General features: G+C 52.5%; 2 protein-coding genes. Both read left to right on the forward strand.

From position 1 onward, the window contains the following. Positions 1-13 precede the first annotated feature (13 nt). A complete protein-coding gene (locus ICL55_RS02915) occupies positions 14-14,470 on the forward strand; it encodes a non-ribosomal peptide synthetase/type I polyketide synthase (RefSeq protein ID WP_188094538.1) in 14,457 nt (4,818 codons plus the stop codon). A gap of 35 nt (positions 14,471-14,505) precedes the next feature. After that, a complete protein-coding gene (locus ICL55_RS02920) occupies positions 14,506-21,072 on the forward strand; it encodes a non-ribosomal peptide synthetase (RefSeq protein WP_188094539.1) in 6,567 nt (2,188 codons plus the stop codon). The last annotated feature ends 1 nt before the right edge of the window (position 21,073 follow it).

Genomic DNA, 21,073 nt, shown 5'->3' on the forward strand with positions numbered 1-21,073 from the left:
TAACTGAGCACAAATGAGAAACGAGCTGTCCCTGAAGACCTTGTCTGAGCTGCTGATCCATCAAAAAGATCAACGTGATAAAGGCGTTAGCTTTATCGTTGCGGCCAACAAGACCAATTTTCTATCCTATCATCAGTTGTATCACGAAGCATTGTGCCTGCTGGGATACTTACAGCATAAAGGATTGAAACCCGGTGATGAACTGGTGTTACAGCTGGACGATAGCCAGCAGTTTATTCAGTATTTCTGGGCCTGTATTTTAGGAGGGATCATACCTGTACCTGTTTCTGTCACGCATTACAGCGAAAATGCCAGGAAACTATATAAAATAAGGACTTACCTGAAAAACCCTTATATCATTACCACACCGGCGCATTATGAAAAACTGTGCAAGCAGGATTATAGTGATGGTAGCGCCGATAAAACTTTCTACGACCAGGTATTGTTCCTGGAAGAAAATAAAGATAACCTGCCAGCAGGTATTCCGGCCGATGTTACGCCGGATGATATTGCTTTCCTTCAGTTTTCTTCCGGCTCCACCGGTAACCCTAAAGGGGTGGAAATCCGCCATCGCAACCTGATCGCCAATACTTTCGCGGTGTTGGAAGCTTATGCCTGTACATCGGATGATATCTTCTTAAGCTGGATGCCGCTGACGCACGACCTCGGATTGATTGGTTATCACCTTAACCCACTGGCGGCAGGCGTACAGCAATATATCATGCCTACGGACCTCTTTATCAGGCACCCGTTGTTATGGCTGCAGAAATCCTCTGATTACCGCGTTACCATTACCTGTTCTCCTAACTTCGGGTATAAATACTATTTAAATCATTTTACAGAGGAGAAGGGAGAGGGCCTGGACCTGTCTTCTGTGCGGATCATACTAAACGGCGCCGAGCCCATATCTGCCAGCCTGTCCAGGACTTTCAACGAGCGGATGGCAAAATACAAACTCAATCCGATGGCCATGCGCGCGGTATATGGCCTTGCGGAAGCTACACTGGAAATCACCTTCCCCAAGGCAGATGTGCCTTTCCAGAGCGTCTTTGTAAAAAGGGATGCGTTGACCATCGGCAAAAGCATTACCGGCAAATCGCTGGTGAAGAAGCCGGCAGCGGATACGCTGGAAGTAGTGGCCGTTGGCACCCTGATAGGCGATTTCCAGCTGCGCATCGTCAATGAAAAAGGCGCCACGCTGCCGCCCGGCCATGCTGGCGTTATCTGGGTAAAAAGTGCCTGTGTGGCGAGCCGCTATTACAATAATGATGCGGCCAGTAAAAATACATTTAAAGATGGCTGGCTGAATACCGGCGATACGGGTTTTGTGCTGGATGATGTGCTGTACATCATGGGCCGCGTAAAGGATATCATTTTTGTCAACGGCGGCAACGTATATCCGCACGACATTGAGCATACGCTGGAAACCCTCGATGAAATTGACACGGGTAAAGTAGTGGCTGTAGGTATCCCTGATGAGGTGAACGGATCTGAGTCCATCGTTGTTTTTGTGGTGCATAAAATGTCTGCAGAGAAATTTTTGCCGATGATATCACTGGTGAAAAGGACCGTGGCAGCGCGACTGGGGCTGGAAGTAAAACAGGTGATACCGGTGCGGAAGATCTTCAAGACCACCAGCGGGAAAGTAAGAAGACATTTATTTGTTGAAGAATATATCAAAGGTGCTTATAAAGAAGCGATCGAAGAAATAGCGGTCGCAGAGAAGGCCGCTGCGGCTGAAGAAATGGTGGTTGCCCCTCCGGTGCCGGCCATCACTACCGTGAACGCACATACGTTATCGCGGTTGAAGGAGTGGCTGGAAGCCTGGCTGAAGCAGCATTTACATACTACGCCAGCGGAGATGCAGGCCCAAAGAACTTTTGCCGAGTATGGGCTCACTTCCATACTGGCAGTGCAACTGGCGGCTGATCTGGAAATTTTCCTGCAAACGCCGGTGGAGAATACCGTGGTATTCAGTTATCCCACTGTGCAGAGCCTGGCTACTCATTTCGCCGGGATGACGCTTGCCCTGCCGGAAAATAAAACTACGTCGCCGGCAACGGACGCGGCGGGCAATCAGCTGGCGGTCATCGGTATCGGCTGCCGTTTTCCGGGGAATGTGAACTCCCCCGAGGCTATGTGGACGTTGCTGAAATCGTCCCGGGATGCGGTGGGAATAGTGCCGGAAAGCAGATGGGACATCTCTGCCTATTATGATAAACAGGAAGATGCGCCTGGTAAAATGTATACCCGTCACGGTGGTTTTATCGAACATGCAGATCAGTTTGATCCGCTGTTTTTTGGCATTTCCCCCAGAGAGGCGGCAGCGATGGACCCACAGCAACGCCTGTTGCTGGAAGTTTGCCGGGAGGCGCTGGAACACGCCGGTATTGCGCCGGCTTCTCTGAGAGGCTCGGACAGCGGCATTTTTGTGGGCATGAGCACGGACGATTACCAGCAGGTTATCCGTGACAATGGCGACGTCACTTACTACGAAGATGTATTTACCGGATTAGGCGTGGAAAGAAGTATTGCAGCCGGTAGGATTGCCTACCTGCTGGACTTCCATGGTCCTGCGTTACAGCTGGACACGGCCTGTTCGTCTTCCCTGCTGAGCGTATACCAGGCGGCCCAGAGCCTGTTGCGCAAAGAGTGCTCGCTGGCGCTGGCCGGTGGCGTGAACCTGATGTTGTCGCCGGACACGACGATTAAGTTATGCCGGATGAAAGCACTTTCTCCTACCGGGCAGTGCAAAACATTTGATGATAACGCAGACGGCTATGTGAGGGGAGAAGGCGCCGGCGTGGTGGTGTTAAAGCGGCTGGAAGATGCCGTGGCTGCCGGTGATAACATCCTCGCGGTGATAAGGGGAGGCGCGGTCAATCATGACGGACAAAGTAATGGCTTGACAGCGCCCAATGGTATGGCGCAGCAGCAGCTGATAGAGAAAGCGCTGCACAACGCTGCGGTGGACGCAGACAGTATACAATACATAGAAACACATGGAACAGGTACCCGTCTGGGCGATCCGGTAGAAGTACTGGCGCTGAATGCTGTTTATGGCCGCTCCCGTAAGAAGGAGGAGCCGTTGCTGATGGGCGCCCTGAAATCAAATATAGGTCACCTGGAAGCGGCAGCAGGTATTGCTGGTTTTATTAAGACCGTGCTTAGCCTGCAACACCGTCAAATTCCTGCCAGTCTCCATTTTAATACCCCCAACCGGTTTATCCCCTGGAAGGATATGGCCGTGAAGGTAGCAGATATCCTCATGCCGTGGCCGGCCGCGGCATCGCCCCGGAGAGCAGCTGTCAGTGCTTTTGGACTCAGCGGTACCAACGTGCACATGATATTGGAAGAAGCGCTGGCAGTGTCAGCTCCCGAAGAGAAACCGTTGCCTGCCTATCCTTTGTTGTTGTCCGCTAAAACGCCGGCAGCACTGGAGACGATGGTGTCCGGCTACGTTTCTTTCCTGCCGCAAAGTGAAGATACCATCGCCGCTATCGCGCGGACGATGGCCACCGGCCGCGATGCCTTTCCCTACCGGATCGCATGGCAGGCGGCTTCCAAAGAAGATGCGGCCGCACAGCTGCAGGCCTATGTGGCCGGCAGGGGACAGCATAGTGTTTCCACAGGAGATACGTTGCGGTCGCCGGGAAAAATTGCCTGGCTGTTCACGGGCCAGGGCGCCCAGTACTGGAACATGGGCAGGGAGCTGTATGATAACAACGCCGTGTTCAAACGGGTGGTAGATGATTGCGACGCTTTCCTGAAAAAGAGCTGGCCGTTTTCACTCACCGACCTGCTTTATAAAAAGAATCCGGAAGAAGCCAATGCGCTGCTACGGCAAACCATTTTCACCCAGCCTGCTTTGTTCGTGATAGAATGTGCGCTGGCAGAAGTGTGGAAATCGTGGGGTGTGGTGCCCGATATAGTATTAGGTCATAGCGCCGGCGAATACGCCGCCGCCTATGCAGCGGGCGTATTCAGTTTATACGACGGACTGGCGCTGATCACTGCCAGAGCTGCGCTGATGAACGCCGTAACGGAAGAAGGCAGCATGGCGGTGGTATTTACCACAGCTGTTAAAGTGGCCGCCGCTATTCAGTCGTACGGCAACGACTTAGCTATTGCGGCCATTAATGGACCGGAGCTGACCGTTATCTCAGGGAAGACAGCTGCTCTGCGCGCAGTGACGCAGTCCCTGAAACAAGCCGGCATCGGCAGCCGCGAAATGCAGGTGTCGCATGCTTTCCACTCTCCGCTGATGGAGCCGGTGCTGAAAGATTTTCATCAGATAGCCTCCGGCGTGCAGTATCATTTGCCGGTTATTCCGCTGGTGTCCAATGTAACCGGCGCCATTGCCGGAAAAGAGGTGACCGATGCCGCTTATTGGGGCAAACATATCCTCTGGCCGGTACTGTTTTCGCAGAGCATTCAAACGCTCAAAGAAGCCGGCGAGTTTAACCTGATGGAGCTGGGTCCTCAGCCCAGCCTGTTATCCATGGCGCAACTGACACTGAAGTATGAAGAGCACCGGCTGTTGCCGGTGATGAGAGAAGGACGTTCGTCCTGGACCACCATGCTTCATGCCCTGATGGCGCTGCATGTAAAAGGAATTACCGTTAACTGGCCCGCATTTTATGCGACCGGTGCCCCTCATAAAGCCATTTTACCCACTTATCCTTTCCAGCGCCAACGCTACTGGATAGAAAAAAATACCCGTCAGCCGAAAGACAAGCTGGCCACCGTGGAGGAAATAACCATCCCTAAAAACACGCCCATGAGTCACAAAAATCATTTACTTCCCAATAGTGCCGGATATATCGCCGATTACCTGGCAGACAACCTGCGCCGGCTGTTGAAAATGTCTCCTTCAGACGAACTGAACGTCCATGTGCCCTTCCTCTCGCAGGGAGCGGATTCCCTCATCATGGCCAGTCTGGTGAGAAAGATAGAGAATGAATATGGCTTGAGTTTTTCGATGCGGCTGATCTTTGAGGAACTGATTTCTATCCAGCTGATGGCAGAGTATATCTCGGCACATGCCACCGTTTTTGTTACCGCAGACAGCATGCCGGTGGCGGCTCCTGTACAGGAAACAACAGTAGCGGCGCCTTCACCGGCTCCACCTCCATCTTCTTCACCATTGCCATCGACGCTGCCTGCCCCGGTGTTGATGCCACACATGCAGGCACCGGGCGGGTATAACGTTATCCAGGACACGGTGCAGCTGATGCAGCAGCAACTGAATGTGATTGCGCAGCAGTTTCAATGGATGTCGCAAGGCATGCAGCCGGCGCACAGCCATGGCAATGGTAACGCCAACGGTCATACGAATGGGCATCCTGCGGCATCGTCGCCCCACGTAAACGGCGGCGCGGCAGCAGCGCCGGCAAATACACCGGCCGCTGCTCCCAAAAAAGGCGTGTCCATCTTCCCCAAAATAGAAACTAAACCAGGACAGAAATATGCGCCGGAGCAACAGGCCTACCTGGATGCTTTCATCGAAAAATATACCACCAAAACCAAAACTTCCAAAGCACTGACAGAGCGCTATCGCCCGGTACTGGCAGACAACCGCGTATCGGCAGGCTTCCGTTTTGCTACCAAAGAAATGGTCTATCCTATCGTGGCCGCTTCTTCCCTCGGATCAAAAATGAGGGATGTGGACGGCAACGAATACGTGGACCTGACCATGGGATTTGGGGTGAATTTATTAGGACATCGTCCGGAGATCGTTACGGCAGCGATTCACAAACAGCTGGAAAAAGGCTACCAGCTGGGCCCGCAGACCTACCTGGCAGGAGAAGTGGCCACCCGTATTTCCGCACTCACAGGCATGGACAGAGTGAGCTTTCATAACTCCGGTACTGAAGCGGTGATGTCTGCGATGCGACTGGCCCGTACTACCAGCGGCAAAAAGAAAATCGCTATTTTCCTCGGTTCCTACCACGGCTACTTTGACGGTACACTGGCCATGGTAGAAGATATAGAACACGATCACAATGGTATTCCCATTGCGCCGGGCGTTATCCCTAACATGGTGGCCGACGTGCTGGTATTTGATTACCTCAATCCCAACGTGGTAGAGCAGATCCGTGCACATGCGCATGAGCTGGCGGCCGTACTGGTAGAACCCATTCAGAGCAGAAGGCCGGGCTATCAGCCGAAAGCGCTGTTGCAGGAGCTGCGGGCCATGACGGAGCAGGAAAAGATCATCCTCATCTTTGATGAAATGATCACCGGCTTCCGCATTCATCCGGGCGGCGTACAGGCACATTTTGGTATCCGCGCGGACATGGTGACCTATGGCAAGATCGCCGGCGGCGGCATGCCGATCGGTATCATTGCGGGCAAAGACTGGTGCATGCAGGCTTTTGACGGCGGATTGTGGAACTATAAAGACGACTCTTATCCTAAAGCGGAAACCACTTTCCTGGCAGGTACTTTCTGTAAGCATCCGCTGAGCATGGTGGCCTCACTGGCCGTGTTAGGCGAACTGGAAAGACAAGGCCCCGCTTTACAGGAAAAGCTGAATATGCGCACCAATCGCCTGATTGGCAATATCACGAAGATGCTGGATGAAAACCAGGTGCCCATCAAGGTGAATAACTTTGGCTCCCTGTTCTACTTCTCCATTTCCGGTAACATGGACCTGTTCTTCTACCACCTGCTGGAAAAAGGCGTGTACATATGGGAAGGTAAAACCTGTTTCCTCTCCGCAGCACATACCGATGATGATATTGACTTCATCGAAAAATGTTTCAGGGATACCATAACAGATTTGCAACGAGCTGGTTTTTTACCACAGGTAGCCCCCGTTAAAAAAAAGGTGGCGCCCGTAGAAGCAGCGGTGTTGAACGTTTTGCCCACGGTCATTGAAAAACAGGAGCGACCTGCACATATCCCGCTGTCCTTCAGCCAGGAACGTTTATGGTTCATTGACCAGCTGGAAGGGAGCGTGCAATATAACCTGCCGGCTATCGTAAGATTGAAAGGGCATCTGGATAAAAATGCCCTCACGGACGCCTTACAGCTCATTGTAGACCGGCACGAAATCTTACGGACCAACATCTATCAGGAGGAAGGCCATGCCTGTCAGCGGGTGCAGGAATCGGTACAATGGCAACTGGAAGAGGTGGAAGATCCGCTGTATCAGCACAATGCAGCTGCTTTACAGACATACATCGCCAGCCTGGTGAACATGCCTTTTAAACTGTCCGAAGGCAATATGCTGCGCGCATACCTGATCCGTGTTTCAGCCACAGAACATGTGCTGGTGATGATCATCCATCATATTGTTTTTGATGATTCCTCCGCACATATTTTCTTCCAGGAACTGATAGAAATATATAATGCCCGTTTGAACGGCCGTCAGCCGGTATTACCGGCCCTGAAAATTCAATATGCGGATTTCGCGCTGTGGCAGCGCCGTTTTTTACAGGGACCGCTCGTTGCCCAAAAGCTGGCCTACTGGAAAAAGAAGCTCGATGGCGTCACCTTGTTACAGTTGCCTACTGACTTTGAACGGCCGGTAGTGAGAAGTACCAGAGGCGCTGTGATCACTATGCAACTGGATAAGGAATTGTCCGCGCGGGTAAAACAAATGGGCCGGCAGCAGGGCGTTACCCTGTTTACCACGCTGCTCACCGCTTTAAAAGTGTTGATGTACCGTTACAGCGGGCAGGAAGACATCTGCATCGGATGTGCTACCGCCGGCAGGGCCCAGGTGGAGCTGGAACCATTGTTAGGCTTCTTTGTAAACACCCTCGCGCTTCGCAGCAACCTCAGTGGTAATCCTTCTTTTGCCGCTGCATTGAAAGAAGTACAGAATACTTTGTTTGATGCCCACGATAACCAGGAAGTGCCTTTTGAAAAAGTGGTGATGGAAGTGATGGGCGAGCGCGACATCCGGAAAAACCCACTGTTCCAGGTGATGTTTACCCTGCAGAATATTCCGCTGATGTCGGAATTACGTTTGGGAGAAGCCACGATGACGCCGGAGCCGGTGATCCGCAGCACCAGCCTGTTTGATATCTTCTGGACCGTAGAAGAAAGACCGGACGGCATTGCGCTGGAAGTGGAATATTGCATAGACCTGTTCCGGGAAACGACCATCCTGAGAATGATGCATCATTATATGGCGCTGCTGGAGGCGGCAGTACAAAATGCCGCTACCACTATCGGGGAACTGAAAATGCTGAGTGCGGAAGAAACACACCAGCTGCTCGTTACCTTCAACGATAATGTGGTGCCTTATCCGGTCAATAAAACCATTACTGCCCTGTTTGAAGAGCAGGTAGCCAACGCGCCGGACGCCATTGCGTTGTCTTTCGGTGAGCAGCAGCTGACCTACCGTGAGCTGGAAGAGCAATCGAACCGCGTGGCGCATTACCTCCGTAAGCAGGGCGTGAAGGAAGGCGTGATGGTGCCGCTGTGCATGGAACGGTCCATTCACCTGATCGTGAGTATCCTCGGTATCCTGAAAGCCGGCGGCGCTTATGTGCCCGTAGACCCGGCTTATCCAAAGGACCGTATCGCGTATATGCTGCACGATACGGCCAGCAAACTGGTGCTCACGACCACCGACCAGCAGGCGTTGCTAGCCGCGGAAGCGGAGCAGGCCACGCTCATCTTCGTAGATAATATCCTTGATTTGCTCGCAGCGATGCCGGCGTATCCGGTAGGCGTGAAAACCGATCCGGACTCCCTGGCATACGTTATTTATACTTCCGGTTCTACCGGCAGGCCCAAAGGCGCGATGGTGGTCCATCGCAACGTGACCAGCCTGGCGCGGGGCGGCAACTTCGTGGAGCTGAGCGCCGCAGATACTTTATTGTCTACCGGTTCTCCTTCTTTTGACGCTACCACCATCGAATATTGGGGTATGTTACTGAATGGAGGACAGCTGGTATTATGCCCGGAGAAACGGCTGCTGGACAACCAGTTGCTCAAACAGGAGATCCGTCAGCGGGGCGTTACAAAAATGTGGTTCACCGCCAGCTGGTTTAACCAGCTGGTAGATGATGACATCTCCATCTTCGAAGGGCTGACCGCTGTGATGGCAGGAGGAGAGAAACTATCGGAAGAGCATATCCGTAAATTCCGGGCTGCTTATCCTGCTACGCAGATTATTAACGGTTACGGCCCTACGGAGAACACGACTTTCTCCCTCACCTGGAATATCGCCGCGGTGGTGCCGGGCAAAAGTATTCCTATCGGCCGGCCGTTGGCCAACCGTACGGCCTATGTGCTGGACAGCGCGATGCAGCTGCTGCCGGTAGGTACGCCGGGAGAGCTGTATGTAGGCGGCGCGGGGGTGTCCCGTGGTTACCTCAATCAGCCGGAACTGACCGCAGAAAAATTTGTCACCGATCCGTTCAGTGAACAGCGGGGCGCCCGGTTATACCGCACCGGCGACCGTGCCCGTTGGCTGCCCGATGGTACGGTGGAGTACCTGGGACGTATGGACGACCAGATCAAGATGCGTGGCTACAGAATAGAGCCCGGCGAAATAGAAAGAGCATTGAACAACCTGGAGGCTGTAGCCGCCAGTTGCGTCGTGGTAAAGGAACAACAGGGCGCGGAGAAAAAACTGGTCAGCTATTATGTGCCCGACCAGCAAGCCGTGCTCCGCACAGAGCAGGAACTGTACCTGCAACAGGTGGCTACCTGGAAAGAACTGTATGAAACGGCCTATAGTAAAGCAGACGAAGTAAAAGACCTGGACGGGGAATTTAATATCACCGGGTGGAACGACAGCTTCACCGGTGAAGCCATCCCGGCGCAGAACATGCGCAGCTGGCTGGAAGATATCACCAGCGTAGTATTGTCCACCCAGCCGCGTAATGTGCTGGAAATAGGATGTGGTACCGGTTTGATCTATTTTCAGCTGGCCGGGCACATCGAAAAATATATTGGTACCGACTTCTCACAGGTATCTACCCGTCAGCTGCAGCAGCATATCGACAAAGGACTGCGCCGCTATCCTGCAACAACCCTGAAGGTATGTGCGGCCCACGAAGTAACCCTGGAAGAAGGCGCCTCTATCGATACCGTGATCCTGAACTCCATCGTACAATATTTCCCGGGTGCGCAGTACATGTCTGATGTGTTGGACAATGCCATCTCCCTGCTGAAAGGGAAAGGACATATTGTGATCGGGGACGTGAGAGACCTCCGTTTGCTCCCTTCTTTCAAACGCAGGCTGCAATTGGATAAACTGCAAAGTAAAACAAGCCTCCGGGAGTTTGAATGGAACGTAGACCAGGAAGTATGGAAAGAAGAAGAGCTGTGTTTTTCTCCTGCTTACTTCTTCCAGTTGCAGTCGCTGTATCCGGAGATTACCCATGTGGAAATTCAATGGAAGCAGGGCGACTATCTCAATGAGTTGACGCTCTACCGCTACACGGTGGTGTTGCATCTGGATATAGAAAAACCAGTACTGCAGCCGCAATGGCAGGCATGGGACGAGATCACGGATAAGCACAGCATCTTGTCGCGCTTCGCTGCCGGTCAGCCACGGATTGCCTTGCAGCACGTGCCTAACCCGAGGTTATGGAAGGAAAGGCTGCTGGAGCAGGCGCTTACCGACAGAAGCATCAACCAGGTGGGTGATCTGGCAGACTATATCCTGACACCTGACAACGATACCAAAGTGGTGAATGACATACTGGCCGCTGCCAAAGTTGCCGGTTATCAATGCCGCTTCCTGCTGAATGAAGATCCGTTTAAGATAAACCTGCTGATAGAACAGGTGCCGTTCAATGGTTTTGTGGAGCCATCTTACAGCAAATCGGCCGGTTATACGGAGGGTGTAAAAACAAATATTCCGCTGTTCCCCGATATCTGCGAAGTGCTGGAAAAAGATATCCGTGTGCAGTTGCAACAGCGGCTGCCCGAATACATGGTACCTTTCGCTTTTGTGGCCATGCAGCTGTTGCCGTTGACCAGCAATGGTAAGGTAGACCGCCGGTTTTTAACCGAATGGGAATTTATACAGCGCAAGCGCCTGTTGAATTACCAGGCGCCGGTAACCGCCACAGAACAGCAGCTGGCGGACATCTGGCAACGGCTGCTGGGAGTAGAGCGTATCGGCACGCAGGATAATTTCTTTGAGCTGGGCGGGCATTCGTTGCTCGCTACCCGTGCGGTATCTGCCATCCGTAAAGAGATGGAGGCGGAGCTGACGGTAAAAGATTTTTTCCTGCATCCAACCGTTGCTTCCTTAGCTACTTACCTGCAACTGCAACATAAAGGGCTGTTGCTGCCCGCGCTTTTCGCGGCAGAAAGGCCCGTACAGATTCCGCTGTCTTTCAGCCAGGAAAGGCTGTGGTTCATTGATCAGCTGGAAGGCAGCGTATCGTATCATATGCCGGTGGTGTTGAGGCTGAAAGGCGCCTTGGACAATGAGGCGCTGGGCCATGCTATCGGACAGATCGTCCATCGGCATGAGTCATTGCGTACCGTCATCAGACAGGAACAGGGTAAACCTTACCAACAGTTTCTGGACAAACACCTGTGGCAGCTGACGGAAATAGACGACGCTGCTTTGAGTGCTGATGGTACGGCGTTACAGGAATATATTACCCACCTGGTATACCAGCCGTTTGATCTGGCCAATGACTTTATGCTGCGGGCGCATCTGCTGCGCGTATCAACAGCGGAACAGGTGCTGGTACTGGTAATGCATCATATTGCTTCCGATGGCTGGTCAGTATCCATATTGGTAAATGAACTGATTGCGTTATACCGTGCCCACAGCACCGGCAGTGCATCGCATCTGCCTGCGCTGGATATCCAATACGCGGATTACGCCATCTGGCAACGCACACACCTGGAAGGCGCTGCCTTAAAGAAACGCCTGGTATACTGGCAGGAAAAACTGGCGGGCGTAGAAGTGCTGCACCTGCCTACAGATTATTCACGTCCTCCGATACAGAGCACCCGCGGCGCTATCAGCAGGTTCCGCCTGGATAAAGAGCTGCGCGACCAGTTGCAGGTACTGTCGCAGCAACAGGGCACTACGCTGTTCATGACGTTGCTCACCGCCTTCAAAGTATTGTTGTACCGTTACAGCGGCCAGGATGATATCTGCGTAGGTACTACCATCGCCGGCAGAACGCAACAGGAAGCAGAAGGACTGATCGGTTTCTTTGTGAACACATTACCGCTGCGCAGTGACCTGAGCGATGATCCTACTTTTATCACGCTGCTGCAACAGGTGAAAGAAACTACGCTGGATGCCTACGATCATCAGGACGCACCCTTTGAAAAAATAGTGGAAGTGGTGGAAAAAGACCGGGACATGAGCAGAACGGCGTTGTTCCAGGTGATGTTTGAACTCTTTAATATGCCCGATGCGCCAGATCTGAAGCTGGGCGAACTGCATATTACACAGGAAGAAATTCCGCATACCGTTACTTTGTTTGACCTCAGCTGCTGCTTGCAGGAAGATGCCCACGGTTTAAGCGGCTACATTGAATATTGTGTGGACCTGTTTACCGAAGAAAGCATGCAGCGTCTGGTGAAACACTTTGAGCAGTTGCTGCAATTTATTGTGCAGCTGCCGGCCGCACATATCGGCTCTATCCCGATGTTACGGCAGGAAGAAGAGCAGCAGCTGCTGGTAGATTTTAATAACACCGCCGTTGCTTTCCCGCAGGACAAAACGTTTATAGATTTGTTTGTATCCCAGGCTGCTATTACACCCGGCGCGCCGGCTGTGATAGCAGGAGACACCGTCCTTAGTTATAAGGCATTGGACGAGCGCTCCAATCAGCTGGCGCACTACCTGATCGGAGAGGGCGTTACCGGCAATTCGCTGGTGCCTGTTTGCCTGGAACGCTCAGCAGATATGATCGTCGCTATATTGGGCATCCTGAAAGCCGGTGCGGCTTATGTGCCGGTTGACCCGGAATACCCGGCCGCAAGAATCGCCTATATCCTGGATGATTGCAATGCGCCGTTGATCGTCAGCAGTAGCTATGCCAACGAAAAAATCAGTGACATCACCGTACTGAATACATTCTTAATAGACGGTGATGCGGCCACGCTGGATATCCAGCCGGTCACGCCACTGTTTACCGCACCCGCGCCTAACGATCTCGCCTATATTATTTATACGTCCGGTTCCACCGGTAAGCCTAAAGGGGTGATGGTGGAACATGCCGGTATGCTGAATCATTTATTTGCCAAGGTAAATGATCTGAAAATGGATGCCGACAGCATCCTGGCTTATACGGCCGCTTATACCTTCGATATCTCCGTATGGCAGATGTTTGCGGCTTTGCTGAGTGGCGGACGGACCGTCGTGTACACAGAAACACAAATTCATCAGCCGGCAGCGTTGTTGCGCCGCCTTAGCAGCGATGGCATCACGGTGCTGGAGCTGGTGCCTTCCTATCTGGCCGCCGTATTAATGGAAGAGAGCCATGTAGCCCTGGAGAGCCTGCAATACCTGCTGGTGACGGGTGAGCCGGTAAGTCAGGCGTTATTGACGAAATGGTTTAGTCATGCTGCCTACGGCCATATCCCGGTGGTAAATGCCTATGGCCCCACAGAAGCCTCTGATGATATTACGCATCACTTCATGTACGCAGCTCCTGCGCGCAACAACGTGCCGTTGGGCAAGCCTATTCAAAACCTACGTATTTACATACTGGACACCGCCCGGCAGTTATGCCCCGTGGGCGTGGCCGGAGAAATATGTGTGTCCGGCGTGGGCGTGTCCAGAGGGTATCTGAATGATCCGGAGAAAACAGCGGCTAAGTTCATCAAAGACCCTTTCCATGCTGATGGCGCCATTCGCATGTATCGCACCGGTGATCTCGGCAGATGGCTGCCTGATGGCAGCATTGAAATGCTGGGCAGGATAGATGAACAGGTGAAGATCCGCGGATACAGAATTGAGCTGGGTGAAATTGAAAACGTGCTGCAACAGTTCCCCGGCGTGAAATCAGCCGTGGTGCTGTCCAAAGGAGAAGGCGGTGACAGACGCCTGGTAGGTTATGTGGCAGCCGGTGAGGGCTATGACCGGGATGCGCTGGTGGTGTATCTGAAAGAACGTTTGCCGGAATACATGGTGCCTGAACAACTCATTGCGCTGGACAGGATACCGCTGACACCGAATGGAAAAGTAGATAAAAAAGCCTTGCCGGAAGCAGATATGCAAATAGTGCAGACCCCGTATGAAGCGCCGGGCAATGAAATAGAAGAGATACTGGAAGACATCTGCAAAAAATTACTCGAAACAGAACGGGTAAGCATCAACGACAATCTTTTTGGATTGGGCATGCACTCTCTGCTGGTGATGCGGTTATCGGCAGCGGTGCAGGAAAAATTCGGGCTGCATATCACCGTAAGGACATTCTTCAAACTAACCACCATCAAAACACTGGCGGCCTATATCAAGATCAGCCAGGCGGCGGTGCCGGAAACGTCTGAAGGATTGCAGGAAATGAGGTTGTAACGGCTTTTTCTCTCATTATTTAACTAATTAAGCATATGCCGGGTTTTAATTTATCGGAGGTTGTCCTGATATTGGAACAAGCACAGGACCTGGGAATCGGTCTTTCCCTGGACGGAGAAGAGCTGGTGCTGAAAACAGAACAGCAAAAACAGTTTGCACCTTCTTTTTTACAGACCCTGAAAGAAAATAAAGCGCAGCTGGTGGCTTATTTTAAAGCACAGGCTAACGCTGCTGCTACAACGCCTGCTACGGAAAAAATCCGGGTGGCGGCACGGCCTGCCGGCTCCCGCACGCCGCTTTCGTTTAGCCAGGAACGTTTGTGGTTTATCGACGCCTTGCAGGGCTCGGTGCAGTATCACGTGCCCGCAGTACTGAAGCTACAGGGTAGTGTCAACGCGGACGCCCTCGAACAGGCGCTGCGTAATATTGTAGGCAGGCATGAAATATTGCGTACCGTTATCAGCGCTGATGAGGAGGGGACCTGGCAGCAGTCCATCCCCGGCGATAACTGGCAGCTGGAAAAAATAAGCAATGTAACGGATGCCGCCGCGTTGCAGGAACGCATTGCAGCGCTGATCAGCCAGCCATTTGATCTCGCCCGGGATTATATGTTGCGTGCCCACCTGATCACGCTGGGGGAAGATGATCACCTACTGGTGCTCAACATGCATCATATTGCTTCAGACGGATGGTCTTCTGCTGTACTGGTCCAGGAATTGATGGAAGGCTACAGCGCTTTTGAGGAAAAACGGGCGCCCGTTTATACGCCACTGGAGATACAATATGCCGACTATGCCGTATGGCAGCGTAATTACCTGTCAGGCGCCGTGATGGAGCAGAAAGTAGCGCACTGGAAAGAGAAGCTGACAGGCGTGGCCATGGCGGAAATACCAACAGACTTCGAACGTCCTGCTGCAGGCAGCACCCGGGGCGCGTTCATCGTGTTTAATATCGACCCTGCACTGTCGGCCTCCTTACGGGAACTGGCCCAACAGGAGGGCGCAACACTATATATGGTGTTGCTGGCCGCTTTTAAAGTACTGTTATATCGCTATAGCGGGCAGGAAGATATCTGCGTGGGTGGCGCGGTGGCCGGAAGAACACGTACAGAACTGGAACCGCTGATTGGCTTCTTCGTCAATACGCTGGCCTTGCGCACCGATATGGGCGGCAGTCCTTCTTTCTTATCCTTATTACAACGGGTTAAAAATACCCTGCTGGACGCCTTTGAATATGAAGACGCGCCTTTTGAAAAAATAGTGGAAGCGGTGGTGAAAGAGCGGGCTATGAACAGAAGCCCGTTGTTTCAGTCCATCTTTGTATTGCAGAATGTTCCGGCTATGCCGGCATTGCGTATAGGCGACGTCGTGATCACGGAAGAGCCGGTGGTCCGCAACGCCAGCCTTTTTGATCTTACCTGGATTGCGGAGGAATGCCCGGAAGGCATTAGCATTTATCTGGAATACAGCACGGACCTGTTCCGGGAAAGCACCATCCGGAGAATGTTTGCGCACTATGAAACATTGTTGGCAGCTATCGTAAAAGATCCTGCGCAGGCCATTGGCGTGATGGAGATGTTGAGCCACCGGGAAAAAGAGCAGCAGCTCATAGCATTCAATTCCACCAATATCCCTTATCCGGCTGATAAAACCATCACCGCATTGTTCGATGAGCAGGTGGCGCTGGCGCCGGATGCGGTGGCACTGCTATTCGAAGAAGAACAACTCACTTACCGGCAGCTCCAGGAGCAATCCGACAAACTGGCGGGGTACCTCCGCAGCAAAGGCGTGCAGGAAAACACGATGGTGCCGCTGTGCATGGAACGTTCGGTACAGCTGATCGTCAGCATACTGGGCATCCTGAAAGCCGGCGGGGCATATGTGCCGGTAGATCCGGCCTATCCCAAAGACCGTATCCGGTATATGCTGGAAGATACGAAGTCCGACCTGATATTGGCCAACAAGGCACAGCTGTCGATGCTGCGGGAAGAAGTGCCGGCCACCACCCTGATCTGTGTAGAAGACGTGCTGGAACAGCCCTCTGAAACACTGGCACCTGTAATCGCCACTCACCCGGAATCACTGGCTTATATTATTTATACCTCCGGTTCTACCGGTCAGCCCAAAGGCGTGATGGTAACACATCGCAACGTTACCAGCTTAGCTATGGGAGGCGATTACGTGGAGTTAACCGCCGCCGACACGATACTGTCTACCGGTTCTCCCTCCTTCGATGCTACCACCGTAGAATACTGGGGTATGTTGCTGAATGGCGGGCAGCTGGTGTTATATCCGGAGAAAAAAATGCTGGATAATCAGTTGCTCAAACAGGAAATACAGCGACGGGGCGTCACCAAAATGTTTTTTACCACCATGTGGTTTAATCAGCTGGTAGATGATGAAATCGGCGTATTTAAAGGATTGACCGCCCTGATGGTAGGAGGCGAAAAGATATCGGAAGAACATATCCGGAAATTCATGGCGGCGTATCCCACTACGCAGATCCTTAACGTATACGGCCCTACGGAGAATACCGGTTTTTCCCTCCGGTGGAATATCGAATCCGTAGACCCGGGCATCACCATTCCTATCGGCCATCCGCTGGGCAACCGGACAGCGTATATCCTTAGCCGTGAGCAGCAGCTGGTGCCCACAGGCGTGACAGGCGAACTATATGTAGGTGGCGCCGGCGTAGCCATAGGTTATCTCAACAAACCTACGTTGACCGCCGAAAAATTTGTGCAGCATCCTTTTAGTGATATACCTGCCAGGTTGTACCGTACCGGTGATCTGGCCTACCAGCGGCCGGACGGGGCCATCGTTTACCAGGGCCGCATTGACGACCAGGTGAAAATCCATGGTCACCGCATTGAACCAGGTGAAGTAGAGAGTGTGCTGTTACAATATCCTGACGTAAAACAGGCGGTGGTCATGATGCAGGTCAATGCCACAAATGATAAGTACCTGGCCGGCTACGTGGTGCCGCAAGGTGATTTCGATAAAGCCGCATTAACAGACTATCTGAAAAGCAGGCTGCCGGCATATATGATGCCCGCGCAACTCGTCATCCTCGACAAAATTCCTTTGAACTCCAATGGTAAGGCAGATAAAAAAGCCCTGCGCGCATTGGAAGATGATAGCCGGGAAGCAGCGGTTTATATGGCGCCGGCTAATGAAACAGAACAACAACTGACCACGATATGGGAGAGATTTTTACAAAAAAAACAGATCAGCACCACCGCTAATTTCTTTGAGCTGGGAGGTCACTCCCTGTTGGCATCGCGGGCGGTGACCGCCATTCGTAATGCTATGCAGGTGGAATTGAGTATCACCCGTTTCTTCCAGTATCCCACCATCGCTAAGTTGGCGGCCCATCTTATTGGGAAAGACAAAGAAAGCGGATGGCCTGCTATGACGGCCGGTAACCGCCCCGAAAGGATACCACTGGCTTTTAGCCAGGAACGTTTATGGTTTATTGACCAAATGAATGGTACCGTGGCTTATCACGTGCCGCTGGCCATCCGCTTGAAAGGGACGCTGGACGAAGCAGCTTTATCACAGGCGCTGCATACGGTGGTGGACAGGCATGAAGCACTGCGTACCGTCATCAGGCAGGAGCATGGTGTGCCTTACCAGCAGCTGCTGACGGCAGATAAATGGCAGCTCGCCGTCCTCTCCGGAGAAAAGTATCACACGCCTGAACGGTTGCATGCTCAGTTGATAGACCTCGTCAATGCACCGTTTGACCTGGCGGCGGATTATATGTTGCGCGCTTGTTTGATCCGCCTGTCGGCAGATGACCACCTGCTGCTGATCACCCTGCATCATATTTCTTCCGACGGCTGGTCTGTTACGCTACTCGTAAATGATATCGCTGAACTATACAATGCTTATATAGAGAAACGTCCTGCCGCGCTGGAGCCTTTGCCGCTGCAGTTTGCGGATTATGCCGTTTGGCAGCGTAGCATCGCGGACAGTGAACAACTCAATCAACAATTGGCTTACTGGGAGCAGCAACTGGAAGGAGTAGAGGTATTGCAGCTCCCGACTGATTTCTCCCGGCCTGCTATCCAGAGTACGAAAGGAGCGTTGAAGCGTTTTACCCTGGACCGCACATTATCGGAGCAGCTGCGGCAGTTTTCGCTGCAGCAGGATGTAACGCTCTTCATGACGTTGCTGGCGGCCTTTAAAGTATTGCTTTACCGGTATAGTGGCCAGGATGATATCTGTGTGGGTTCTTCCATCGCCGGCAGAACACAGGAAGAAGTAGCGGGCGTGATTGGCTTTTTTGTCAATACCCTGGCGCTGCGTAGTGACCTGAGCCAACATCCTTCTTTCGTGTCGTTATTACAACAGGTGAAACAAACCACGCTCACCGCGTACGATCACCAGGACGTGCCTTTCGAGAGAGTAGTAGAGGCGGTGAATACAGACCGCGACCTTAGCAGGACCCCCTTGTTCCAGGTGTTATTCGAATTACAGAATACGCCCGCTGTAGATCAGGTGCAACTGGGGTCATTGACAGTAACCAAAGAAGAAGTGAAATTCAACACCGCCCAGTTCGACCTGGTGGTGTCTATGGAAGAAGGACCAGACGGCCTTACCGGCTATGTGGAGTACGGCACCGAGATTTTCCGGGAGGATACGATCACCCGGCTGATGGCACACTTCGAACAGCTGCTGGCCACCGTTATCACCCTGCCGGATACACGAATTAACGCCTTGCCGCTGCTGACGGAAGCAGAACAACAGCAGCAGCTGGTTGCCTTTAACAATACCACGGTAGATTTTCCTCACGATAACACATTGATCGGCCTGTTTGGCCAACAGGCACAACGCACACCGGCGGCGACCGCGCTGGTGATGGGTGACCAGGTGATGACCTATGCCGCACTGGATGAACATTCCAATCAGCTGGCACACTACCTGCGGGCGATGGGCGTAGACGATACCTCACTGGTGCCCATTTGTTTGGACCGCTCACCGGAGATGGTCGTCGCCATCCTCGGTATTATGAAAGCCGGTGGCGCGTATCTGCCGATAGATCCCGGCTACCCTGAAGACAGGGTGGCGTATATGCTGAACGACAGCAAAGCGCGGACCGTTATCAGCAGCAGCACCGACAAACAAAAGCTGCCTGCTGACGGTGAGATACGCATTATTTCCCTGGATGAAGAAAGGGAAGCCATCGGCGGCTACCCGGTTACCGCATTGGCCGCATTACCGGTGCCCTCACAACTGGCGTATGTTATTTATACGTCCGGCTCTACCGGTTTGCCCAAAGGCGCCATGATTGAACACGCCGGCATGCTCAATCACCTGTTTGCCAAAGTAAATGATCTCCGGATGAATGCCGCTTCCGTAGTGGCTTTCACGGCTGCCTTTACTTTTGATATCTCCGTATGGCAAATGTTCTCCGCTTTGTTGTGTGGCGGCTATACGATTATTTACCCGACAGACACCATTTTACAACCCGCTGCGCTGATGCAGGCCGTGGAGAAAGACCAGGTGACGATCCTGGAAGTGGTGCCCTCTTATCTCTCTGCTATATTAGCTACCGTAAAAGGGGTGTCGCTGCAACGGCTGCAATACCTGCTGGTAACGGGTGAAACATTGCCTCGGCAGCTACTGGTGGAATGGTTCGGTCATCAGGATTATCACACCATTCCGGTAGTTAACGCTTACGGCCCTACGGAGGCTTCCGATGACATTACCCATCATTTTATGTATGAAGCGCCGGTGCACGACAATGTGCCTTTAGGCAAGCCCATACAGAATTTACACATATATATCCTGGATGCGTTCCGGCAGCTGTGTCCCATCGGGGTGGCCGGAGAGATCTGCGTGTCCGGCATTGGCGTAGGCCGTGGCTATCTCAACAGGCCGGAATTAACGGCAGAGAAGTTTGTGACTGATCCCTTCCGTGACCAGGTGCCGATGTATCGCACGGGAGACCTCGGCAAATGGCTACCGGATGGTACCCTGGTGCATCTGGGTAGAATAGATGACCAGGTGAAAATCCGTGGTTATCGTATCGAGCTGGGTGAAATAGAAAGGGTGATTGAGAAAAGCGGGATGGTAAAACAGGTGGTCGTGGTGACCCGTGCCGATCAACAGCAACAGTTGAAACTCGTAGGGTATGTAGTAGGACAGGAAAACTTCGACAAGGATGAACTGTTGGCATACCTGAAAACCAAACTCCCGGAATACATGGTGCCGGCGCAGTGGATGATCTTAACGGAGATGCCGCTTTCCGCCAACGGAAAAATCAACAGGAAAGCACTACCGGAATCAGATATGACCACGGTGTCAGCAGACCTGTATGTAGCCCCCACGAATGAACTGGAAGAGAAGCTGGCCGCCATTTGTGCCCGGTTGCTGGAAATAGAACGGGTAAGCATATACGACAATCTCTTTGAAATTGGTATGCATTCCCTGTTGATCATGCGTCTCGCGGCCACGGTACAGGAAGATTTTGGTTTGCAGGTAGCCGTGCGTACGTTCTTCCAGCTAACGACTATTGCGGCATTGGCCAAATATATCGGCGTTAATACCACCGTGGTGACTGCCCCTACAGCTAAACAGAAAAAAATTATTCTATAAT

The organism is Chitinophaga varians, assembly GCF_014529945.1.
GTDB lineage: Bacteria > Bacteroidota > Bacteroidia > Chitinophagales > Chitinophagaceae > Chitinophaga > Chitinophaga varians.

Bases quoted from the DNA above. Each gene is read 5' to 3' on its own strand.
- ICL55_RS02915 (WP_188094538.1), top strand. From the start codon at position 14: ATGAGAAACGAGCTGTCCCTGAAGACCTTGTCTGAGCTGCTGATCCAT.
- ICL55_RS02920 (WP_188094539.1), top strand. From the start codon at position 14,506: ATGCCGGGTTTTAATTTATCGGAGGTTGTCCTGATATTGGAACAAGCA.